The following is a 21,983-nucleotide window of genomic DNA, read 5'->3' on the forward strand; positions in this document are numbered from 1 at the left end:
TGTGCGGTGAGACACATCAGCGACGAACGTGATGATTCGAGGGAACCCTCAGGAGGAAATTGTGGATATCGAAGTAGTCCGGAATGCCACGCTTTTCGCAGGCCTTGATGACGAGTCGACGAGCGCGTTGCTGAAGTTCATGAAGCCGCGCAGCCTGCGCCGCGGCACCGTGCTGTTCCGCGAGGGAGATTCCGGCAACGAGCTCTACATCGTCTCCAGCGGCAAGCTCAAGGTCGGCCGCGAATCGCCGGATGGGCGCGAGAATCTGCTTTCTGTCGTCGGCCCTGGTGAGATGATCGGCGAGCTGACCCTGTTCGATCCGGGCACCCGCTCGACGACGGTGACCGCTGTGTCCCAGACCGAGCTGCTGAGCCTGGAACACAACGACCTCATGACCTGGCTCAAGGACCGCCCGCAGGCTGCGATGAACCTGCTGCGCGCCCTGGCTCAGCGTCTGCGCCGCACCAATGACACCGTCGGCGACCTCGTGTTCTCCGATGTCCCCGGCCGCGTCGCGAAGGCGCTGCTCGACCTCGCTCAGCGCTTCGGCAAGCAGGGCCCGGACGGCATCCTCGTCGCCCACGATCTGACGCAGGAGGAGCTCGCCCAGCTAGTGGGCGCCTCGCGCGAGACCGTCAACAAGGCCCTCGCGGATTTCGCTGCCCGCGGTTGGCTGCGCCTGGAGGCTCGTGCCGTCGTCATCCTCGACCAGGAGCGCCTGAGCAACCGCGCACATTGAGCGGCGGTGCCTGGTAGCCCCGCTGCGCGGCGGCGCTGGGGGCCAGGTGCCCCGCTGCGCGGCGGCGCTGGGGCCAGGTGCCCCGCTGCGCGGCGGCGCCAGCCCGAAACCGGCTTCGAACGCCCGGACACCTGCTGTCCGGGCGTTCTGCTGTCTGGCGCCCGGCGCCTCGGGCGCGGCTGAGCGGGAACGACGCGGCCGGGGCAGGCACACGGAACGTGCCCGGCGCCTCGGGCACGGCCCTCGCGACATGCCGCGGCACCTGGGGTCAGTCGGCCCGATCGAGTTCGCCGATGTATGCCAGCTGCGCGCGCACGATCTGCAGGGCCGCCGGGCGCACCGAGTCAGGCACATCGGCGTAGACCTCGTCGCAGATCTCCTCATCTGACCTGAATCCGCTGGTCAGCAGCCCACGCACCTGGTCGATGCGCTGCTGTCGATGCGCAATGTAGTAGTCGACGAGGGCTGCCACATCCTCGCGCGCCGGCCCGTGCGCCGGCTCGATGCGCTGCACACGCCCCTCTTCGATGAGACTCCGCATCCGCTCAAGACTGCGCATGAAGTCGCCCAGCGATCCCTCGGGATGCGCGATCATCGTCGTCCCCTCCCCTAGAACGGTGTCGCCGGTGAAGAGCGTGGTGCCGAACAGCAGGCTCACCGAGTCCGAGGTGTGGCCGGGGGTCGCGAGGACCGTCGCGACATCTTGCGGCGCAGGCCCGAACACCAGCTGCTGGCCATCCACCAGCGGCTCGGCACCGCGGCAGAACTCCGGCAGCACCGCGTGGCAGGCAGCGTCGGGAGCCCATTCGCTGACGGTGTGGAACAGCTCGGTGTGATCAGCGTGGCGGTGCGTGAAGACGATCGCATTCAGCCGGCGGTCGCCGATCGCGTCGAGGATGTTCTGTCGGTGCGCGGGAAGCTTCGGGCCCGGATCGATGAGCAGGGCCGATCTGTCGTCTGCGCTGGTGAGCAGGTATGTATTCGTCCCGTCGAGCGTCATCGCCGAGGGGTTGTCTGCGGTGATCCGAACGACTTGAGTGGCCTGCGGGTTCTGTGGGTTCTGTGGGTTCTGCAGGTTCTGTGGGCTCTGCGGGTTCTGTGGGTTCTGCGGGTTCTGTGGGTTCTGCGGGGGCATCGTCGCCTTCCATGCCGAGCGCGGCAGTGGTCCAGGTGGTGCTGATGGTTCCGGTTCCGGCCGAGGCGGGCCGGGATGTTCATTCCACTCTAGCGACCGGCACGGCCACCGCATCGGAAGCCCGCCACAATCGGTGAACACCACCTCGGGAACGGCCCCGATCCCAGCCGCGCACCACCTCGGGCACGGCCGCTAACCCGGCCGCGACGGCCAGTCCGCACCGCTTCGGGAAAAATTTTTAGAAACTTTTTTCTAATCCCCTGACCTGGGGCGATACCGCGAAATCGTCGTACATCGGTGTGGATAACAACGTTTTGGAGCTGTTTGCAGGCGAGCGTTGTCCGTGCCTCCATCTAGCGTGGAAGCACAACCACCAAAGGAGGTGATCCCCATGACCGCCGATTCTGTTTCGTCAGCGAACATGCAGCCCGGTGAGGCGCACCCGGAGTTCCTCGATGCTGCCGATATCGAGCAGCTGAAGATGCACTGCCCCGAGGTACTGTCCGCGATCGATGCGCTCGATTCCGCCAGCTCCACGATGACCGACAACGCCGCCGTCGACAGCGCTGCCGCCTTCGCCATCGGCAAGGGCCTCGAGCTCGTCCGACGCAAGCTCGAAGCCGCTACCGCGCGCAGCACGCGCCTGATGACAGAGCAGATCGAGCCGAGCCGGTACGGCGTGCGCAAACTTCCGGCGCTGTTGAAGCAGCGGATGCGCATCACCTCGCACGAGGCGCGCCGCCGGCTCTCGATGGCGCGCACGCTGACCGGCGAGCGCACCGCAACCGGCGAGTCCATTCCGGCGCGGCTGCCCCATGTCGCTGACTGTCTGCAGGCGGGGACGATATCTGTGGATCAGACCCAGGCGATCATGAAGCAGGTCGATTCCCTGCCACCGCAGGTGCGCGCGGAGTATGAGCCGGCCGTCGAGCGGGTGTTGCTGGAGAACGCTCCGTCGCTGCGCGTGGAGGAGTTCCGCGTGCTCGGCAATCGCATCCGCGGCTATCTCGATCCCGATGGCAGGCTCGCCACCGAGCCCAGCCACCCGAACGACTACTTCGTCACCGTCAATCAGAAGGCCAACGGCGACTGGATCCTGCGCGGGCTCCTCGATTCCACCACCGGTCTGACCCTCAACGCGCTGCTGACCAACCGCAGCCAGAACCCCGCCCAGATCGTCGACGCCGTCCGCGGCGCCGGGGCTGGCACGGGTGAGACCACCGCGCCCGAGGTGCCGGGAACCGACGCCGGAACCGCACCCGAGGCTCCGGGAACCGGCGCAGCCGCGGGAGCCCAGCCGCGCGAACACCTGGATGCGACTGGATTTGGGTTCCTCGATGCGGATGGCGCTTCGGCCGGCCCGCCGGCCCCGGCACCGTTCGCAGACTCATGGACGGACGAGGGATGCCGGCCCAACGCTGCCCACGCCAACGGCAGCCCGACGGTTGCGCAGATCTTCGACGACAGCCGGCCCGATGGCGCCAGACGGCATGACCGCTTCTCAGTGCTCATCACCCGCGGCGCGTGCGAACCGACCGGCGCAGGCTCCTATGCGCTTGTCGTCACGGCAACCGCCGACCAAGTGGCACGAGGTGAAGGCGAGGTCGAGGCCGCTGGCGGCCACACCCGGCTGGAAGATGTCCTCCAGCTGTCTCCCGGCGGCCGGTTCTACTACGCATCGACGGCGCCGGGCACGCGCGAGGTGCGGGTGCGCACGGAAGCGCGGTTCGCGACGCCAACGCAGATGACACTGCTCAAGGCCCGCGACCGCGGCTGCAGCTTCCCTGACTGCGATATCCCGGTCGGATGGTGCGAAGCACACCATATGCGCGCCCACCGGCACGGCGGGCCAACGGATCTCGACAATCTGACACTGCTGTGTCGGTTCCATCATGGATGGCACGAGAAACACGGCTGGCGATCGGTGATGCTCAACGGATTTCCGGCATGGATACCTCCGCAGACACTCGACCGAGATCAGCGGCCGATCTTCCACTCGCGCTTCCGCGCCGAACTCCACGATCCCGACACGCTCTTCCCCGACTGAGGCACCGGGCCGAGGCGCGAGGCCTGTCAGTCTTCTGAGCTGAGCAGCCCGACGCTGTACTCCAGATCAGATTCGGCAACGATCTTCTCGACGTCCCGCACCTGGCCGCGTTCGGACGGATCAGCCCGATCCGAAAGCGAGACCCACCACTGGTCGTCGTGCCTGACGATCTCCGGCAGGATCGGAGACACGTCGCGCACGCGCGCCATTGCCGAGCCCACGGTCGGGGTCTCTGCCAGGCTCTCGCAGACGAGCCGTGTCGATGCTGAAATGTAGTCAGCATCGCCCTGCTCGACTCCAGCCTGCCCTTTTCCGGCCTGCCCTTTTCCGGCCTGCCCTTTTCCAGCCTGGCTGGCTGCAAGCTTCCCCGCTCCAGCCTGTCCAGCGCTCTCAAGCACGGCAGCTGGGGTCATCCAGCCACCCCACGACTCATTGGCAGAGCGGAACGACACCGTCTGCCCATGCGGCACCGCGCAGATGAAGTAGATGACATCGTGCCGACGCAGCTGCCAGCGCGTGTTGACCCACCGCATCCACGGCGAGAGCAGATCCAAGCGCACCTTGAGGTCGCGCTCGCTCATCAGCTGCCCCAGGGTCTTCTTCCCGGTCACGAGCTTGCGCCGACTCTCCTCCCACAGCGGGGTATCGGTTGAGGAGATGATGCGGCCGTCGACGTCCTCAGCCAGCAGCACACCCAGCAGCTCAAGCGCCGCCCGAGCAGCAGTGGCGAAGTAGTTCAGCGCCTTCGTCGAGTTGTCCATCCGCAGCATGCGCGCACACTTCTGCGCATCCCACACCGCCAGCGGCAGATGGTGGATGTCATCCGGATGCAGCTCCGCAATCGGAAAGGCCCACCGGTTCTTCTCGGTCAGCCCCGGCGCATCGGCCTGCCGCGTCACGAACACCTGGATCCCGCCAGGAGTGTCGCGCACGCACACCACTGCCGCGGCCGGCGTCGGCACGGCAGGAGTCGGCGTGGTTTCGCCCGACTCGAAGAGATTGAGCAGGTGCGCAAGATCCTGCGACACCGGCAGCTCTCGAGCCGGGCGTTCCCGTCTCAGTCGATGCGGACTCATCGACCCGCAACCAGCCCGGCCGTCCGACCCGCAACCAGCCCGGCCGTCCGACCCGCAACCAGCCCGGCCGTCCGACCAGCAACCGGACCCGCAACCAGCCGACCAGCCAGCCCTGCGATCCCGTCGATCACAGGCCCGGCTTCGTCTCCGACGACCGAACCTTGACGATCATCTCGACCTCGACCGGGGTGCCCATCGGCAGCGCGGCGACGCCGACAGCACTGCGGGCATGCTTGCCGCGCGCTCCGAAGACCTCACCCAGGAACTCCGAAGCCCCGTTGATGACCTTCGGGTGATCAGTGAAGTCCGCCGCCGAGTTGACGAACCCGACGACCTTGACGACCTGCTCGACATCATCGAGATCACCGATGACCGACTTGATCGCCGCAAGGGCGTTGACAGCCGCGATCTTCGCAGCCTCATAGCCGTCCTCGACACTCATACCATCACCGAGCCTGCCGGTGACCTGCGGCTCGCCATCGACGAACGGGAGCTGCCCGGAGGTGTACACGTACTCGCCCGACTGCACGGCCGGGACATACGCACCCGCCGGCTTCGCCACCTCGGGAAGGGTGACGCCGAGCTTCTCCAGCTGCTGTTCAATCCGTGCCATGTGCTTTCTCCTTATGCCTTCGGACGCTTGAGGTATGCCACGAGGCCGTTGCCATCGGGGCCGGGGATGACCTGAACGAGCTCGTAGCCTTCCTCGCCCCACTGATCGAGGATCTGCTTCGTGGCGTGGACGATGAGCGGTACGGTGACATACTCCCACTTCTGCATGTGCGAGCCCTTTCTGTTCGACTGCTCTCAGCGTAGTTCAGCCACCGCGGCCGCGGCTACCGCTCCCGAGGCGGCTCTCCCCTCTGCCGGTGAAGGGCCCAGCCGTCTCCGGAGCAGCGGCCCCACCAGACGCACAGAGGCGGCGCAGGATCGAATCCTGCACCGCCTCTGTCAGGCCACGCGATCAGCCGCCGAGCGATGGCGGCTCGTCTCCGCCGTCATCGCCGCCGTTACCGCCGCCGCCGCCGTTACCGCCGCCGCCGCGGCTGCCACCGCCGCCGCCGTTACCGCCGCCGCCGTTTCCGCCGCCGCCGTTTCCGCCGCCGCCGCGGCTGCCACCACTTCTGTTGTTGCTGCTCTTGCTGTTGTCAGTGCTGGTGCCCTTCGGCTTGGCGAAGGAGGTGTTGCCCTTCGTCTCCTTGACCGCCGACGACATGTACTCCCGCCAGGTCTGGCCGGAGATCGTCGCACCGTAGACGCGGCCGCGGACCTTGCCCTTAGAGTTCTTGCGCCAGTCGCGGTTGCGGTCCGGGTCGCCGGTCCACACCGCAGTCGACAGCGTCCGGGTGAAGCCGACGAGCCAGGTCGAGCCGACCTCGAAGTTCGTCGTACCGGTCTTCGCACCCGCCGGCGCACCGATCTTCAGCGACGAGGTGGTGCCGCCGTTGAAGGTCTGCGACAGCGCCCAGGCCACCGCATCGGCGACCTCCTTGTCGAGCACCCGCTTGCAGTCGGCCTGCGGGATGTCGACCTTCTCGCCCTCCGAATCCTTGATCTCGGTGATCGGCGTCGGACGGCAGTAGGTGCCGCCAGCGGAGTACACGGCGTAGGCGCTGGCCATATCGATCGGCGCAACCTGCACGATGCCCAGCACCGAGGCCGGCTTGAGGGCATCCGTCGTGCCGTCTTTGAGCTTGGTGTCCAGCGGCGAGCCGTTTCCGTACTTGATGCCCAGGTCGGTGGCGGTCTTCATGATGCCGCACATATCGAGCTGGTTCGCCATCGCCGCATAACCGGTGTTGACCGACTTGCGGGTCGCGTCCAGCGCCGACATCGAGGAGCTGCCGGCGCCGTCACCGGCGTTGTTCGGGTTCCACTTCGCGCCGTTGTTGTCACAGCCGTTGTACTTCCACGACGAGGCGGAGTACTCGCGCTTCGAGGCGTTCACCGTCGAACCGAGCGTCTTGCCTTCCTTCAGCCATTCCGTCAGCACGAACGGCTTCCACGTCGAACCCACCTGGAAGCCGTTGGCGCCGTTGTGGGAGTTGTCGACGTTGAAGTTGATCTGGGTATCGGTGCCCTTCTCACCCTCAGACGCCGTGTAGTTGCGGTTCTGCGCCATCGCCAGCACCTTGCCGCTGCCCGGCTCCACAGTCACCGCCGTATGACCGGCTCCCGAGGGATCACCGACCGGCACGCGCTTCTTGACAGCTTTGTCCGCCTGGTCCTGCAGCTTCGGCTCCAGAGTCGTCGTGATCGTCAGGCCGCCGCGCTGCAGCAGATTGCGGCGCTCCTCCGTCGTCTCACCGAAGATCGGATCGTTCTCGATGACGCGCTGCACATAGTCACAGAAGTAGCCCTTGTTCCCCGCAGCCGCGCAGCCGTTCGGGGTCTCGTGGATATCGAGGTCGAGGTCGGATTGGCTCGCCTCGTCGTACTCCTCCTGCGTGATCTTGCCCTGCTTGAGCATGAGGCCGAGCACCACATTGCGGCGTTCGATCGTGTTCTCCGGCTTGGTCTGCGGGTTGAAGGCCGCCGGGTTCTTCACAACGCCGGCCAGGGTCGCCGCCTGCTGGAGGTTGAGCTCCTTCGCCGGGATTCCCCAGTAGCGGTGCGCTGCCGCCTCAACGCCGTACACACGCGGCGTACCGGAGTAGTTGTTGATGTTGAGATAGCGGTTGAGGATCTCGTGCTTCTCGTACTTCTTCTCCACCGCGGCAGCGAGCTTCGCCTCACGCATCTTGCGCGCATAACCGGCCGCACCCGAGCTCTCGGTCGCCTCGGCGATGGCCTCGCGGTTGTTCTCGTCTTCTGCATTGGCGTTCTCGGACAGCACGTTCTTGACGTACTGCTGCGTCAGCGTCGAACCGCCCTGGGTGTCCTCGGAGAGCAGGTTGTAGATCGCTGCACGCGCAATGCCCTGCAGGTCGACGCCGCCGTGCTCGAAGAACCGCTCGTCCTCAACGGAGACCGTGGCTTCCTGCATGCGCTCGGAGATGTCGTCGAGCGCGACCTCCCGGCGGTTCTGCCAGTAGAAGGTCGCGATCTCCGAACCGTCGGCCGCGAGCATACGCGACTGCTCGGCGAGCGGACGCTCTTCGAGTTCGGCCGGCAGGGCGCTGAACAGCTCCACGCCGGCATCGGCGCCCATCGACGCCACGCCGACGGACGGGATCGCCAGACCGGCACCGACCACGCCCGCGATGACGCTGACGGCGATGAACTGGAAGAGTGCCGCAACCTTGTTGGGGGATGATTCCGAGACAGAAGACACCATGCGAATTATTCTAACGAAGGACGCAAGTCGGCTTCTTCAGGAACCGCCCAGCGGTTCGGCGCACTTTTGTTCCGTTCCCGAGGCGCCGCGCCCGTTCCCGAGGCGGCGCAACCGTTCCCGAGGCGGCGCAACCGTCCCCGATGCGTCGCGCCCGTTCCCGAGGCGGCTCAGCCGTTCCCGATGCGACAGTCCCCGCCCGGCCGCTCAGGTGCGGGCGGTCAGCGTGAGGAGGGAGACCTCGGGCGGGCAGGCGAAGCGCACGGGAGCGAACGGCGAGAAGCCGAGTCCGCCCGAGACATTCACCGTCATTCCCGCATAGTCGAAGACGCCCTTGGCATGCCGCGGCGGCAGATCGCAGTTGGTCACGAGCGCCCCGTAGAACGGCACGCACAGCTGCCCGCCGTGGGTGTGGCCGGCGAAGGCGAGGTCGGCGCCGGCAGCAGCGAAGGCATCGAGCACCCGCAGGTACGGCGCATGGGTCACCCCGATCCGCAGATCGGCCTCGGTGGAGTCGAAGCGCGGCCACTGCTCATCGATCCGATCCCTGTCCATATGCGCATCCCCGGTCCCGGCGAAGGCGATCCGGGTGCCGCGCAGCTCGAGCTCGGCATCACGGTTGTCGAGGAACATCCAGCCGCGCTCGGCGAAGGCGTCGACGAGTTCGAGCGTCGGCATGGCGGCGTTCTTCGTCGAATGCTTCACCTCCGACGGTGCCTGCAGGTACCGCAGCGGATTCTTCAGCTGCGGGGCATAGAAGTCGTTTGAGCCGAGCACGAACACCCCGGGCACATCGAGCAGCCCAGCATAGACGTCGAGCAGCTCCTCGAGCATCGGCGCCGAGAGGTTGTCGCCGGTGTTGACGACGAGGTCCGGCTCCAGCTCCGCCAGCTGCGACACCCACGCCATCTTGCGCTTCTGCCATGGGCACAGGTGCAGATCGGAGATGTGCAGAACGCGCAGATCCTCGGCTCCGGCGGGCAGCACCGGCAGGGTGCTGCGGCGGATGCGGAAGAGCGTCGGCTCGATGCCGGCGGCCCACACAGCCCCGGCTAAGCCGATCGCCCCGACAGCGCCGGCAGCAGTGATCGTGGTGGCTAAGCTTCGATTCATCTGCCCTATCCTAGCGCCGCCGGGCGAACGGTCAGCGCGGCTCCGCTCCCGAGGTGGGACCCGCCTCGGCGATGGAAGGCTCGGCACCCGAGGCGGGGCCCGCCCCGGCGACCGCCTCCTCGGCGGCGGAACGTTCCGCGGCAGCCCCGGCGACCCCCGCCTCGGGCCCGGTGAGGGAGGGGTGGCGGTGGATATCCGCCTCGCGGCGGATGCGGGCGCGGGTGTGGCGCGATTTGCGGCGGCGGCCGATGAGGCGGCAGATGAGGTAGATGAGGAAGCTGATCGTCGTGACGAAGGGACTGATCGGCACGACCGGCGAGCCGAGGGCGATGAGGATGCCGCCGACCGAGGCGGTGACGGCGAAGGCCATCGACAGCACCGGCACGAGGATCGGGGAGGCCGAAACCTGGGTCGCCGCAGCCGCCGGGGTGACGAGCAGGGCGAGCACCAGCAGCACGCCCACCACCTGCACGGACAGCGCCACGGCGAGGCCGAGGGCGAGCATGAAGATGATCGTCAGCGCGGTGACCGGGACGCCTTTGGCGCGGGCGACGGCCGGGTCGATGCTTGCGAAGGTGAGGGGCCGCCAGACAATCAGCAGCACCATGAGGACGATGATCGCGCAGATGACGAGGGTGCGGATCTGGCTTGCGTTGATCGCCACGATCTGGCCGGTGAGCAAGCCGAACTTGTTCGCCGCGCGGCCGTCGTAGAGGGCCAGGAACAGGATGCCGAGGCCCAGGCCGAAGGGCATGAGGACACCGGTGATCGTGTTCTTCTCACTGCTGCGCGCGCCGCCGACGCCGATGACGAGTGCGGCGAGCAGCGAGCCGATGATCGAGCCGTAGACGACATCGAAGCTGATGAGCAGGGCGAATGAGGCGCCGGCGAAGGACAGCTCGGCGACGCCGTGGACGGCGAAGGCGATGTCGCGCGCCATGACGAAGACGCTGATGAGCCCGCCGACGACGCCGAGCAGGGCGGCGGCGATGAGCGAGTTCTGCAGGAGCACGACGAGTTCGCCGTAGTTCTCGAAGGTGAAGTACTCGGTGAGGATGTTCGCAGCCAGGTGCGTGATGTTCGCAGCCAGGTGCGTGGTGTTCGCAGCCAGGTGCGTCATCGCGGTCAGATGTGTCATGTTCGCTCTGCTCAGATCGCCCCGGCCGGGGGCTCGGGGTGGCGGATCGGGTGGTAGTCGGAGTTTCCGCCGACGATGACGACCCGCCCGCCGGCGCGCACGACCTCGATGGGTGAGCCGTAGAGTTCGGTCAGCGCTTCGGAGCTGATGACCTCATCGGGCGTGCCGACGAGGAAGTGGCCGCCGGCGATGTAGAGGACCCGGTCGACATACGGCAGGATCGGGTTGATCTCGTGGGTGACGAAGAGAATCGCGGTCTGCCGGGCGACGCGCTTCTCGTGCAGCAGGCGCGCGACGAGGCGCTGATGCGTCATGTCGAGGTGCAGCAGCGGCTCATCGCACAGCAGCAGCCGCGGGTCCGAGCCGAGTGCCTGTGCCACGCGCAGCCGCTGGAGCTCACCGCCGGAGAGCATCCCGACCGGCGAATCCGCGTAGCTTTCGGCGCCGACCTCGGCGAGCAGCGCATCGACCTTGCGGCTGCGCGCGCGGTTGAACCAGCCCGGCCCCCAGCGATGGCCGTCAAGGCCCATGCGCACGAGGTCGCGGCCGCGCATCGGGGTGTCGTCATCGATGCCGCGCTGCTGCGGGATGTAGCCGATGTCCGGGTCGCCGCGGTGCACGCGGTGGCCGTTGACGCGGACGGAACCGGAATGCAGCTGGTACTGCCCGAGCAGCACTTTGAGCAGCGAGGTCTTGCCCGAGCCGTTGGGGCCGAGGATGGCGATGAACTCGCCGGGCTCGACGTCGATTGTGAGGTTATGCCACAGAACCCGGTCCCCGAAGCGCAGCTGTGCGTCGCTGAGCTCGAGGACCGGGCGGGTGCCTGTTACGGCAGTGGCAGCTGGTGCGGAATCAGTGATCGTGACCTGCCAGTGCTTCCTGGACGTCGCCGATGTAGGCGCCCATCCAGTCGATGTATGTCTCGTCGTCATCCATCGTCTCCGCCAGGTTGACGACCGGCACTCCGGCGTCCTCGGCCGAGGCCTTCAGCTCATCGGCCTGCGGGCCGGCGTTCTGGGAGTTGTAGGCGAGGATGACGACTTCCTTGTTCTTGATCTGCTCCTTGGCTTCCTTCAGCACCAGCGGCGGCACATCGTCGCCGTGCTCGACAGCAGCGAGGAACTCCTGCGAGGTGATGTTCTCCACGCCCATGTCGTGGAACAGCCAGAGCGCGATCGGCTCGGTGGCGGCAGCCTTCTCACCCTCGTGTTCGGCCTTCGCCTCATCGAGCTGGGACTGCAGTTCGTCGAGCTCAGCCTTGTACTCATCGGCGTTGGCGCTGATGTCATCGGCGGCGTCGGGCAGCTCTTCGCTCAGTGTCGAAGCGACCTCGTCGACGAGCTTCGTCATCGTCGGCACCGAGTACCAGACGTGCTCATTGAAGGCGCCGTGGTCATGGCCGTGGTCATGGTCATGGCCGTGGTCATGGTCATGGCCGTGGTCATGCTCGTGGCCGTGGTCATGACCGTGATCGTGGTCGTGGCCGTGGTCATGACCGTGATCGTGGTCGTGGCCGTGGTCATGACCGTGATCGTGGTCGTGGCCTTCCGCGCCCTCCTCATCACCATGCTCATGGTCATGACCGTGATCGTGGTCGTGGCCTTCCGCGCCCTCCTCATCACCATGCTCATGGTCATGGTCATGATCGTGGTCGTGGCCTTCCGCGCCCTCCTCATCACCATGCTCATGGTCATGGTCATGATCGTGCGGCGCGTTCTCCACGCCCTCGGATCCCGGCAGACCGGAGATCGAGACGGTGTCGATGACGGTCGGCTCATGATCGGCAGCTTCGAGCATCGTCGTCATGAAGGCGTCGTAGCCGCCGCCGTTGACGACGACGAGGTCCGCCTTCGACAGCGTCAGCTGGTCCTGCGCAGTGGCCTCATAGTCGTGCGGATCCTGCGACGGATCGTCGATGACCGGCGTCACCTCGGCAGCATCACCGACGACGCTCTTGACGATGTCGGCGTAGACATTCGTCGAGGTCACAATCGTGAAGTCGCCATCAGCGGCCGCGTTGTCGGAATCCCCACAACCAGCCAGCGCGACGAGAGAACCGGCTGCCAGCACGGCAAGGGCGGGAGTGCGAAGTGAGCGCATGAAGCTCCTTTCCAGACTGAGACTGTCAATCAGCTGGGAGACTACTCCTACACATCAAGCAAGCGCTAATGGATTCATTGCGATTCTTTTATGTTTTTCGGCTGCTGAACCCGCGCCGGTTCCAGGCTCGAAAGGTGCGCACCACTTCAGGACGGGCCGCGCCCGAGGCGGGGGCAGGTTCCCGGCCGCACCCGAGGCGGGGGCAGGTTCCCGAGGCGGGGGCAGGTTCCCGAGGCGGGGGCTGGTTCCCATCCTCCCCCACCTCGGGGTCGGTCAGCCGCGTTCGGCGATGAGCCGGGCGATCTGCACGGTGTTGAGGGCAGCGCCCTTGCGCAGGTTGTCGTTCGAGATAAACATCACCAGACCGCGGCCCTCCGGCGCGGACTGGTCCGCCCGGATCCGGCCAACGAAGCTGGCATTGCGGCCGGCGGCCTTGAGCGGGGTCGGCACATCGGCGAGCTCTACGCCGGCAGCCGAAGCCAGCACCTCGCGCGCGGCCTCCGGGGTGATCTCCCGCGCGAACTCCGCATGGATGCTGAGGCTGTGGCCGGTGAGCACGGGCACGCGCACGCAGGTGCCGGCCACGCGCAGGTCCGGCAGACCGAGGATCTTGCGGCTCTCATTGCGCAGCTTCTTCTCCTCGTCCGTCTCCCCCTGCCCGTCGTCGACGATCGACCCGGCCAAGGGCAGGACGTTGAAGGCGATCGGCTCGGCGTACACCTCGGGAGCGGGGAGATCAGCCGCCGCGCCGTCGCGCACAAGCTTCTCCGCACCATCCGCGGCAGCGCGCACCTGGCCGGTGAGCTCAGCGACGCCGGCCACGCCCGAGCCGGAGACAGCCTGATACGTCGCGACCGTCATCCGCTCCAGACCGGCCGCATCGTGCAGGGCCTTGATGACCGGCATCGCTGCCATCGTCGTGCAGTTGGGGTTGGCGATGATGCCCTTCGGCAGCTCGGCGATGGCCTCCGGGTTGACCTCGGAGACGACGAGCGGCACCTCGGGATCGGAACGGAAAGCCGAGGAGTTGTCGATGACGATCACCCCCGCCTCGGCGAAGCGGCCCGCCTGGGCCCGCGAGGTCGCCCCGCCCGCGGAGAACAGGGCCACGTCGAGGCCGCTCGGATCCGCGGTCGCGGCGTCCTCAACGACGATCGTCTCGCCCTTGAAATCGAGCTCCTTGCCGGCCGACCGGGCCGAGGCGAAGAAGCGGATCGAGGCGATCTCGAAGCCGGGGTCGTCGGCGAGCAGATCGCGCATCACCTCGCCGACCTGGCCGGTGGCGCCGACGACGCCGATGTGCAGCGCCTTCGGCGCGGGGTTCGCTGCGGTCATCGGCCGGTCCCTCCGTAGACGATCGCCTCGGTCTCCTCTGCGTCGAGGCCGTAGGCGGTGTGGGCGGCACGCACCGCGTCGTCGAGCAGCTCGGCGCTCGTGACGACACTGATGCGGATCTCCGAGGTCGAGATCATGTCGATGTTGATGTGGGCTTCAGCCAGCGCATCGAACAGCGTGGCCGTCACGCCCGGGTGCGAGCGCATGCCCGCACCGACGACCGAGAGCTTGCCGATCTGGTCGTCGTACTGGATGTGGTCGAAGCCGATGCTGGACTTGGCGGCCTCCAGCGCCTGGATCGCCTTCGCCCCGTCGTCCATCGGCAGGGTGAAGGAGATGTCGGTGCGGCCCGGGTCGCGGGTGGAGATGTTCTGCACGATCATGTCAATGTCGATCTCCTGGCTCGCGACCGTGCGGAAGATCTCAGCAGCCTTGCCCGGGATATCGGGCACACCGACGATCGTGAGCTTGGCCTCCGAACGGTCGTGGGCGACACCGGAGATGATTGCCTGTTCCATTTTCTCTTCCGTTTCTTCAGTCTGTGCGGTGCGGAACGCCTCGGGAATGGGGTCGTCCGTCACCCAGGTGCCCTGGTGCTGGGAGAACGAGGAGCGGACGTGGACGGGCACGCCGTAGCGGCGGGCATACTCGACGCAGCGCAGCATGAGGATCTTCGCGCCCGAGGCGGCCATCTCCAGCATCTCCTCGTAGCTGATGAGCCCGATCTTGTGCGCGCTCAGCACGATCCGCGGGTCAGCGGTGAAGACGCCGTCGACGTCGGAGTAGATCTCGCAGACATCGGCATCGAGCGCGGCGGCGAGCGCAACGGCGGTCGTATCGGAACCGCCGCGGCCGAGCGTGGTGATGTTCTTCGTCGTCTGCGACACACCCTGGAAGCCGGCGACGATCGCGACATTGCCGTCGTCGAGGGCCGAGCGGATGCGCCCGGGGGTGACGTCGATGATGCGGGCCTTGCCGAAGGTCTCGTCGGTGATGACGCCGGCCTGGGAGCCGGTGAAGGACTGCGCGTGATAGCCGAGGTTGGCGATCGCCATCGCAAGCACCGCCATCGAGATGCGCTCACCGGCAGTCAGCAGCATGTCGAGCTCGCGCGCCGGCGGGACCGGGGAGATCTCCTGGGCCAGGTCGATGAGATCGTCGGTGCTGTCACCCATCGCCGAGACGACAACGACGACATCGTGGCCAGCCTGGCGGTATTCGACGATCCGCTTGGCCACGCGCTTGACGGAGTCGGCATCGGCTACGGAGGACCCGCCGAACTTCTGCACAACTAGGCTCACGGCTCTCACTTTCGTCCGAGTACAGTCGCGTTGGTCTCAACGCCACAGCCAATTGTAAACACCGCCGCGCCGGGGCACGGGCATCCCCCGTCATCTGGACGACGGCGAGGCTGGCTGCCGCGCCCGAGGTGAGGGTTGGGTTGCTTACGGGAAGGCCCCGGGGCTACGCCGCGGCCTTTGCGCGTCGGTTCGCGAAGGCGCCGAGCACAGTCAGCAGAATCGAGTAGAACATGGCGTAGCACACGAGGCGGTAGGTGCCGATGAACCAGAAGCTGACAGTGCGCACCTCCTCGGCATCGGCGTTGACGACGACTGTGCGCCCGGTCATGTGGGTTTCACCGCCGATCGTCTCCACGAGGCCCGCGCCACGCAGCTTCTGTCCGGGCTCCAGGAACAGCTGTTCATAGGGCGCATACAGGATCGGGTTGCCGGCGATGTCGAGGATCGCCCCGGCCAGCACCGTGAAGAAGAGCACGATGATGCCGCGCATCGTCCAGCCCGGCCGTGCCCTCCACAGCACAGCGATGAGGAAGCCGACCAGGATGACGAGGCTTGAGATCCAAGGGATCTCGCGGGCGGTTTCGGAGAACCACGGCAGCGCATATCCGATGAGGAAGAAGATCACGGCGAAGAGCGCCACCGCGGCGACCAGAACCACGAGCACGCCGAGTTTGTCTCTGTGCTTCTTCTTCACAGACGCACCTCCGGAGCTCGCATCACTCGCGGCAGGCTGCCGCAACGGGTTGCCATGAGGATACCCTGCCCGAACGCCTCGGGCGTGAAGCCCTGGCGTCGCAGCGGTGAACGCTGCCGAGCGCCGCAACAGCCAAGCCGGCCCGCGCTGATCTGCGCGGGCCGGCAAGGGGCGGTGTGACCGGGCGAGGGTCATCCCGCGTCGGCATGGGGGCGGTGTGGTCGGGCGAGGCTCGGACGTCCCAGAGGCTGCGGCTCAGAAATCGGTGACCGGCACCTCGGCGACGGTGAAGAGGTCACCGGGCTGGCAGTCGAGGGCCTCGCACAGGGCCACGAGGGTGGTGTAGCGGATGGCCTTCGCGCGGTTGTTCTTCAGCACCGATAGATTGGCCAGGGTCACCCCCACCTCGTTGGAGAGCTCGGTCAGGGTCTTGTTGCGGGCGGTGAGCAGCTCGTCGAGGTGGCAGCGCACCGTGCGGACAGTCGGCGCGGCACTCATCAGATCACCCCTTCGAGCTCCGACTCCACGCGGGCGCCGCGGTCGATGAGCACGCCGATGGTGCCGATGCCGCCGAGGATGCCGAGCCATCCCCAGATGACGCCCGTTCCGATGCTGTTGTCGACCGGGAGGTCGGCAAGGCCGAGGTCGCGGATGACGAGGTTGTCGCCGAGGAGCTGCAGGGCTGCAGCGACGAATCCGGCAACGAGGACGGACAAGAACAGGCCGTAGATCGCGCGCCGCGTGCGTCGCTCGAAGGCCAGACCCTTACTGACGAGGCGGATGATGCGCACGGCGAACCAACCGGCCAGCAGCAGGCCGATGACGACGACGAGGTCGGCTGCGATGAGGAGCCCCTGGGTGGCGCCGGCCAGATCCTCGGCAGGCAGGCGGAGGTTCATAACGCCCTGGGCGAACACCTCGTGATCGCCGAGCCGGGTGGTGATGGTGTCGTTCCCGGTCAGTTCGAGGCTGACATTGAAGGTGCGGTCGACGAATGCGCGGAACAGGTCGGTGAGTCGGTAGCCGAGGCCGAGGGCGACGACGACGATCGGGTAGAACTCCAATCCTGACCAGTTGCGCTTCTTGGCTGCCGGACCGGTGGGCTTTCCGGCGGATGCTGCGCTGTTCACGGTGACTCCTTCGGTTCGTGAGCTGTGCGGCTGTCGAGGTGCGGCCGCCTGGTCGGGTTCGGTGGGTCCCGGCTTCGGCGGGCTGCTCCTGGCGAGCCCTGGCGTATATCGACTTTCGATATATCGACAATCAATATACTTATCGAGAAACGATAAGGTGTCAAGGGGACTCGGCTTATCGATAGTCGATAAACGGCGTTGTGCCTGGTGAGGCAGCTGAAAAAAATCTCAGCCGAGGTCAGGAGGTGTGCTGCGGGCAGGGATGAGGTGCCCCGCGCGGGTCACGTCACCGCGCGGGTCACGTCACCGCGCGGGTCACGTCACCGGGCGGCGGCCTTCGAAGGCGCGGCCGAGGGTGACCTCATCGGCGTATTCGAGGTCTCCGCCGACCGGCAGGCCCGAGGCCAGGCGGCTGACGGTGATGCCGAGGCTGGAGAGCAGCCGCACCAGATAGGTCGCAGTCGCTTCGCCTTCGAGGTTCGGGTCGGTGGCGATGACGCATTCGGTGACCTCGCCGCTCTGCAGCCGGGGCAGCAGGCTCTTGATGCGCAGCTCGTCGGGCCCGATGCCGGCCATCGGGTCGATCGCGCCGCCGAGCACGTGGTAGAGCCCGCGGAACTCGCGGGTGCGCTCGATGGCGATGACGTCCTTGGGCTCCTCGACGACGCAGATGACGGTCTGGTCGCGGCGGGCGTCCTTGCAGATGACGCACTGGGTGTCCTCGGCGACGTTGCCGCAGGTCTCGCAGAACCGCACCTTCTTCTTCACCTCGGTCAGGGCGCGGGCGAGTTCGGCGACGTCCTCGGACGGGCTCTGCAGAATGTGGAAGGCGAGGCGCTGGGCGGACTTCGGCCCGATGCCCGGCAGCTTGCCGAACTCGTCGACCAGATCCTGCAGGGCACCTTCGTAGAGCATGCTCATGAGTCCGTCTCCTCGATCACGACGCCGCCGAGGATCCGCTTGACGACGGGCACGCCGACGTCAGGCGCTTCGGTGAGGTCCAGGTCCGAGTCCGGGTCGAAGCCCTCGAATCCGTCGTCGGGGCCGGTCGCTGCCGCGGGCTGGCTGGCGGCGCCGTGGCTGCCCGGCTGGGTGTCCTCGCCGCCGGGCTGGCCGGCTGCCGCCCCAGAGGTGCCGGCTGGCTGACCAGCTGCGTAGCCTGCTGCGGCTGCCGCTCCCGAGGCAGTGCTCGCCTGGGCTGTGCCCTCTCCCCTGGGTTCGCCGGCGGCGTTGGCGCTGGTGCGGGCCTGGCCGTTGCGCTGGGCGCGTTCGGCGAAGCCAGCATAGGGGTTGCTCGGCTCGGAGCTCTCATCGGCTGCCGGCAGCGGGGTCTCCGGGCCGTCATTGGTGGTGAAGGCGATGTTCGGATCAGCGTAGGCGCCGAGGAAGTCGAGGTCGTCGTCGCTGCTGTCGTCGTCATTGCTGTCGCCGCTGGTGCTGCCGCCGGCACCTTCGCCGCTGCCGCCATCGCTGTTGTCGCCACCTGCGGAAGTGCTGGTCTCGGCGGCGGCCCCGTCTGAGCCGTCGGGTTCATCGTCAATGGCCGCGGGCGGCGGCACGACGACAGCCGGCATATCGACTGCGCCGGAGCCGGCGCTGGTAACACCTTCATCTGCCGCATAGGGGTCGTCAGCGAAGGCACCGCCGTAGTAGTCCTCTTCCGGCGGCGGCCCGTGATCGTATTCCGGAGGGCCGTCATCATCGGAGGAATCAGCGGCCGGAGCCGACTGCTGCTGTGTCGGTTCTGGGGTCGACTGCTGAGGGGCTGGCTGCTCGGGAGCTGCTTGCCCCTGGGTGGGCGGTTCCTGGGTGGGCTGTTCCGGTGCCGATGCTTGCCGCGCAGGAACACCAGGCGCGGGCGCAGACAATGATGAGGTAGGCGGCACCTGCTGCTCATCTACCGCCGGCCCGGCTGATTGCCCTTCCTCCGCATCGTCCTCAGCGGATCCGGCAGCTGCCGAATCGCCGGGTCTCTGCCAGAAGCGCTCGTGGTCGATCGGCTCGCGGTCAGCCTCACGGGGCCCGACAACGGAGTCGATCTCCTCCTGCGTCGGACGCGGTCGGTTGACGACACCCGACTGCTCGGGACCGCGAGGCGGCTGATTGCCGCCGCGGGCGGACGCAACCGATCCTGCGCCGCCTAGCTGATCTCCCGCCTGGCCCTGGGAACCAGCCTGACCCTGCGGACCCGGTGCGCCGTTTCCGGCTGGCGGGTTTCCGCCGCCGGGCACATTGCCGGTGGCAGGACCCACTTCGATGCGCGCCTGGATGCCGAGGACTTCATTGAGCGCCTCGGCGAGCTTCTGCGCATTGTGTCCGCGATTGAAGGAGTTGAGGGCGCCGGGGTTGTCGAAGCCGAGGTAGAAGACTCCATTGGCAAATCCATACGGCACCGCGCTGTTGCTCACGATCGCACGCGCGAGCTTCGCCGTCCGGCCGAGAGATTCGAGGATGTCGGGCCATGCGCGCCGGATCGCGTCGATCTCGGCGCCCGGCTGCCCACCCTGACCCTGCGGGGTCTGGTCCGGTGCGCCCTGACCCTGTGTGGCCTGATCCGGCCCACCCTGACCCTGCGGGGTCTGATCGTGTGGCGCCCGGCTCGGCGCGTTGCCCTGCGTCGACTGGCCTTGGGCAGGCTGCTGCGGCTGAGCAGGCTGATGATCCTGAGCAGGGGGCTGCGCCTGTCCGGGTGGCTGCGCCTGTCCGGGTGGCTGCTGCTGTGCAGTGGCCTGCTGAGCCGCCGACTGTTCGGCGCGGTGCGAGTCAGATGACTGTCCCTCGGTTGGCTGTGGCTCGACAGCGGGTGCTGGCTGCGCAGAGTCACCCTTCGGCGACTCCTCAGCAAGCGACGCGCCCTGAGCATCTTCAGCCGTCTGCGGTTCGTCGCTGAGCATGGATTCTGCAGCGGCGGCAGCGGCAGCGAACTCATCGAGGTCGTCATCAACACTGCGTGCCGGCGCGGACTTCGACTGCTGCGCCGACTGTCCCGGCACCTGCCCCTGCGCCGGCTGACCCTGCGACTGCTGATCCGAGCCCTGGCCCGAACCAGCGGCCGGGCCTCGTACTGCCGGCCCTCCTCCAGCAGCTCCACCGCCAACAGCTCCGCCAGCACCGGCATCAGCCACCGGAGGCACTGCACCAGGCGGCAGCGTGCCCGTGGCACCCATGCCGATCCGGCGTTCGATCCGCTCAACCCGGCTGAGCGTCGACCGCCGAGACTTCTCGGCAGCCGGCAGCAGCACGCGCGCACAGATGAGCTCCAGCTGCAGCCGCGGCGAGGTCGCACCCGACATCTCCGACAGGCCCGTATTGAACAGATCCGCCGCCCGCGACAGCTCCGCCTGCCCGAACGACCGGGCCTGCTGGACCAGCCGCTCCAGACGATCGGACGGGACCTCGGGCAGGAACGACGCAGCCGCCTCGGGCGCGGCACCCACGACCACCAGGTCGCGGAAGCGCTCCAGCAGGTCTTCGACGAAGCGGCGGGGGTCCTGGCCGGACTCGATCACCCGGTCGACGACGCGGAACACGGCCGCCCCGTCCCCGGCGGCGAAGGCATCGACGATGTCGCCGAGCAGCGAATCCGGCGTGTAGCCCAGCAGCGCGATCGCCGTGTGGTAGTCGACGCCGTCCTCGCCGGCGCCGGCCATGAGCTGGTCGAGCACCGAGAGCGAATCGCGCACCGAACCGCCGCCGGCGCGCACGACCAGCGGCAGCACGCCCTTGGAGACCGGGACGTTCTCGCGCGCGCACAGCTCTTCGAGATAGCCGGTCAGCACCTCGGGCGGCACGAGGCGGAAGGGATAGTGGTGGGTGCGCGAGCGGATGGTGCCGATGACCTTCTCCGGCTCGGTGGTCGCGAAGACGAACTTCACGTGCGCCGGCGGCTCCTCGACGAGTTTGAGCAGCGCGTTGAAGCCCTGCGGCGTGACCATATGCGCCTCGTCGAGGATGAAAACCTTGTAGCGGTCGCGGGCAGGCGCGTAGACCGCGCGTTCGCGCAGGTCACGGGCATCGTCGACACCGTTGTGGCTGGCCGCGTCGATCTCGACGACATCGAGCGAGCCCGGGCCGTCGTTGGCCAGGTCGCGGCAGCTGGGGCACTGCCCGCACGGGTGCGCGGTGGGGCCTTCGACGCAGTTGAGGCAGCGGGCGAGGATGCGCGCCGAGGTGGTCTTGCCGCAGCCGCGCGGGCCGGAGAACAGATAGGCATGGTTGATGCGGTCATTGGCGATCGCGGCCATGAGCGGGGTGACCACATGGTCCTGGCCGATGACCTCGTCGAAAGTCTCCGGGCGGTAGCGGCGGTACAGTGCAGTAGACACATCCCCTACCCTACTGGCAACCGCGGACATCCCTCAGCTGGTGCTGTGGATCGTCCTCGCCCGAGGTGGGGGCTGAATGTGGTGGCCGGGCGGGTCCCGCGCGGTCGGGTGTGTGGCACCATGGTGTCCATGCCCTCCCCTCACCCCTGCGAGCCTGACAGCGGGATGTCTGTGAGCGGGACGCACGTCGATCTCTTACGTTCGGACTGGAGGCCGCACCGTGGCTGAGCCGCAGCTGCTGGCAGTGCTCATCGTCATTGCCTTCTTCTTCATCACGCTGTTCGGCGGCGGGTACCTCATCTACCGCACGATGAACCGGCCTGATGCCTATATCGGCGCCCGCATGCATGCCAATGAGCGCCGCCTGCTGGAAGAGGAGCGCCGCCTGCTGGAAGAGGAGCGCCGCCTGCTGGAAGAGGAGCGCCGCCTGCTGGAAGAGGAGCGGCGTCGCACGGAGGCTGGCGGGTCGGCGGCTGGCGAGTCGGCGGCTGAAGAGTCGTACGACGGTGGGTCTGACACATCTGAGCAGCCGGACCACGGTGAGCGCGGGTCCGACGACCCGCAAAAGTAGCCACG

Annotated in this window: 19 protein-coding genes; 3 read left to right on the forward strand and 16 right to left on the reverse strand. The window is 67.4% G+C overall.

The features are described 5' to 3' along the window. Positions 1-61: 61 nt before the first annotated feature. Entirely contained in the window at positions 62-739 is a 678-nt protein-coding gene (locus tag ACFFN1_RS03160) for a Crp/Fnr family transcriptional regulator (protein ID WP_376838521.1), read from the forward strand. Between the two features lie 268 nt (positions 740-1,007). Here the strand turns inward: ACFFN1_RS03160 and ACFFN1_RS03165 are convergent, their stop codons facing one another. After that, positions 1,008-1,874, reverse strand: coding sequence for an MBL fold metallo-hydrolase (locus ACFFN1_RS03165; RefSeq protein ID WP_376838522.1), 867 nt, complete (start codon positions 1,872-1,874; stop codon positions 1,008-1,010). A 391-nt stretch (positions 1,875-2,265) separates the two neighbouring features. On the opposite strand from ACFFN1_RS03165, the gene ACFFN1_RS03170 reads away from it, so the two are divergent. Then, the gene (locus tag ACFFN1_RS03170) at positions 2,266-3,921 is read left to right on the forward strand and encodes an HNH endonuclease signature motif containing protein (protein WP_376838524.1); all 1,656 of its coding nucleotides are present in this window, start codon (positions 2,266-2,268) and stop codon (positions 3,919-3,921) included. A gap of 26 nt (positions 3,922-3,947) precedes the next feature. Here the strand turns inward: ACFFN1_RS03170 and ACFFN1_RS03175 are convergent, their stop codons facing one another. The 15 genes from ACFFN1_RS03175 to ACFFN1_RS03245 form a co-directional block, all read right to left on the reverse strand. Continuing rightward, positions 3,948-4,949, reverse strand: a complete 1,002-nt coding sequence (locus tag ACFFN1_RS03175) for an NUDIX hydrolase (protein WP_376838525.1) — start codon at positions 4,947-4,949, stop codon at positions 3,948-3,950. A gap of 175 nt (positions 4,950-5,124) precedes the next feature. Next, positions 5,125-5,610 carry a RidA family protein gene (locus ACFFN1_RS03180; RefSeq protein ID WP_376838526.1) on the reverse strand — a complete coding sequence of 162 codons (486 nt, stop codon included), beginning with the start codon at positions 5,608-5,610 and terminating at the stop codon, positions 5,125-5,127. Between the two features lie 11 nt (positions 5,611-5,621). Further along, positions 5,622-5,777: a Sp36 family protein gene (gene sp36 / locus ACFFN1_RS03185; protein ID WP_376838527.1), complete on the reverse strand. Its 156-nt coding sequence runs from the start codon at positions 5,775-5,777 to the stop codon at positions 5,622-5,624. Between the two features lie 184 nt (positions 5,778-5,961). Beyond that, a complete protein-coding gene (locus ACFFN1_RS03190) occupies positions 5,962-8,274 on the reverse strand; it encodes a transglycosylase domain-containing protein (protein ID WP_376838528.1) in 2,313 nt (770 codons plus the stop codon). Positions 8,275-8,478: 204 nt separating this feature from the next. After that, a complete protein-coding gene (locus ACFFN1_RS03195; protein ID WP_376838530.1) occupies positions 8,479-9,384 on the reverse strand; it encodes a metallophosphoesterase in 906 nt (301 codons plus the stop codon). Positions 9,385-9,415: 31 nt separating this feature from the next. Beyond that, complete coding sequence (locus tag ACFFN1_RS03200; RefSeq protein ID WP_376838606.1) at positions 9,416-10,504, reverse strand: metal ABC transporter permease; 1,089 nt, start codon at positions 10,502-10,504, stop codon at positions 9,416-9,418. 29 nt (positions 10,505-10,533) lie between these two features. Continuing rightward, positions 10,534-11,454: a metal ABC transporter ATP-binding protein gene (locus ACFFN1_RS03205; protein ID WP_376838532.1), complete on the reverse strand. Its 921-nt coding sequence runs from the start codon at positions 11,452-11,454 to the stop codon at positions 10,534-10,536. Continuing rightward, on the reverse strand, positions 11,375-12,622 hold the full coding sequence (locus ACFFN1_RS03210) for a metal ABC transporter solute-binding protein, Zn/Mn family (protein WP_376838534.1): 1,248 nt from the start codon (positions 12,620-12,622) through the stop codon (positions 11,375-11,377). Before ACFFN1_RS03210 ends, ACFFN1_RS03205 begins: the two co-directional genes overlap by 80 nt. Before the next feature lie 273 nt (positions 12,623-12,895). Further along, entirely contained in the window at positions 12,896-13,957 is a 1,062-nt protein-coding gene (locus ACFFN1_RS03215) for an aspartate-semialdehyde dehydrogenase (protein ID WP_376838537.1), read from the reverse strand. Next, a complete protein-coding gene (locus ACFFN1_RS03220; protein WP_376838539.1) occupies positions 13,954-15,258 on the reverse strand; it encodes an aspartate kinase in 1,305 nt (434 codons plus the stop codon). Before ACFFN1_RS03220 ends, ACFFN1_RS03215 begins: the two co-directional genes overlap by 4 nt. Positions 15,259-15,421: 163 nt before the next feature. Next, complete coding sequence (locus ACFFN1_RS03225) at positions 15,422-15,952, reverse strand: hypothetical protein (RefSeq protein WP_376838540.1); 531 nt, start codon at positions 15,950-15,952, stop codon at positions 15,422-15,424. Between the two features lie 255 nt (positions 15,953-16,207). Continuing rightward, positions 16,208-16,450, reverse strand: coding sequence for a helix-turn-helix domain-containing protein (locus tag ACFFN1_RS03230; RefSeq protein WP_376838541.1), 243 nt, complete (start codon positions 16,448-16,450; stop codon positions 16,208-16,210). Continuing rightward, positions 16,450-17,082: a hypothetical protein gene (locus tag ACFFN1_RS03235; protein ID WP_376838542.1), complete on the reverse strand. Its 633-nt coding sequence runs from the start codon at positions 17,080-17,082 to the stop codon at positions 16,450-16,452. Before ACFFN1_RS03235 ends, ACFFN1_RS03230 begins: the two co-directional genes overlap by 1 nt. A 315-nt stretch (positions 17,083-17,397) precedes the next feature. Further along, a complete protein-coding gene (recR, locus tag ACFFN1_RS03240; protein ID WP_376838544.1) occupies positions 17,398-18,003 on the reverse strand; it encodes a recombination mediator RecR in 606 nt (201 codons plus the stop codon). Further along, positions 18,000-21,407: a DNA polymerase III subunit gamma and tau gene (locus ACFFN1_RS03245; protein WP_376838546.1), complete on the reverse strand. Its 3,408-nt coding sequence runs from the start codon at positions 21,405-21,407 to the stop codon at positions 18,000-18,002. Before ACFFN1_RS03245 ends, recR begins: the two co-directional genes overlap by 4 nt. A 220-nt stretch (positions 21,408-21,627) precedes the next feature. On the opposite strand from ACFFN1_RS03245, the gene ACFFN1_RS03250 reads away from it, so the two are divergent. After that, on the forward strand, positions 21,628-21,978 hold the full coding sequence (locus tag ACFFN1_RS03250; RefSeq protein WP_376838548.1) for a hypothetical protein: 351 nt from the start codon (positions 21,628-21,630) through the stop codon (positions 21,976-21,978). The last annotated feature ends 5 nt before the right edge of the window (positions 21,979-21,983 follow it).

Source organism: Brevibacterium otitidis, assembly GCF_042429315.1.
In the GTDB taxonomy this organism is placed as follows: Bacteria; Actinomycetota; Actinomycetes; order Actinomycetales; family Brevibacteriaceae; genus Brevibacterium; species Brevibacterium otitidis.

What these genes read in the sequence shown, in the direction of transcription:
- ACFFN1_RS03165 (WP_376838522.1), bottom strand. Translation starts at nt 1,874, where the DNA reads ATGCCCCCGCAGAACCCACAGAACCCGCAGAACCCACAGAACCCGCAG.
- ACFFN1_RS03170 (WP_376838524.1), top strand. Translation starts at nt 2,266, where the DNA reads ATGACCGCCGATTCTGTTTCGTCAGCGAACATGCAGCCCGGTGAGGCG.
- ACFFN1_RS03180 (WP_376838526.1), bottom strand. Translation starts at nt 5,610, where the DNA reads ATGGCACGGATTGAACAGCAGCTGGAGAAGCTCGGCGTCACCCTTCCC.
- sp36 (WP_376838527.1), bottom strand. Translation starts at nt 5,777, where the DNA reads ATGCAGAAGTGGGAGTATGTCACCGTACCGCTCATCGTCCACGCCACG.
- ACFFN1_RS03190 (WP_376838528.1), bottom strand. Translation starts at nt 8,274, where the DNA reads ATGGTGTCTTCTGTCTCGGAATCATCCCCCAACAAGGTTGCGGCACTC.
- ACFFN1_RS03195 (WP_376838530.1), bottom strand. Translation starts at nt 9,384, where the DNA reads ATGAATCGAAGCTTAGCCACCACGATCACTGCTGCCGGCGCTGTCGGG.
- ACFFN1_RS03200 (WP_376838606.1), bottom strand. Translation starts at nt 10,504, where the DNA reads ATGACGCACCTGGCTGCGAACACCACGCACCTGGCTGCGAACATCACG.
- ACFFN1_RS03205 (WP_376838532.1), bottom strand. Translation starts at nt 11,454, where the DNA reads ATGACGACGAGACATACATCGACTGGATGGGCGCCTACATCGGCGACG.
- ACFFN1_RS03210 (WP_376838534.1), bottom strand. Translation starts at nt 12,622, where the DNA reads ATGCGCTCACTTCGCACTCCCGCCCTTGCCGTGCTGGCAGCCGGTTCT.
- ACFFN1_RS03215 (WP_376838537.1), bottom strand. Translation starts at nt 13,957, where the DNA reads ATGACCGCAGCGAACCCCGCGCCGAAGGCGCTGCACATCGGCGTCGTC.
- ACFFN1_RS03230 (WP_376838541.1), bottom strand. Translation starts at nt 16,450, where the DNA reads ATGAGTGCCGCGCCGACTGTCCGCACGGTGCGCTGCCACCTCGACGAG.
- recR (WP_376838544.1), bottom strand. Translation starts at nt 18,003, where the DNA reads ATGAGCATGCTCTACGAAGGTGCCCTGCAGGATCTGGTCGACGAGTTC.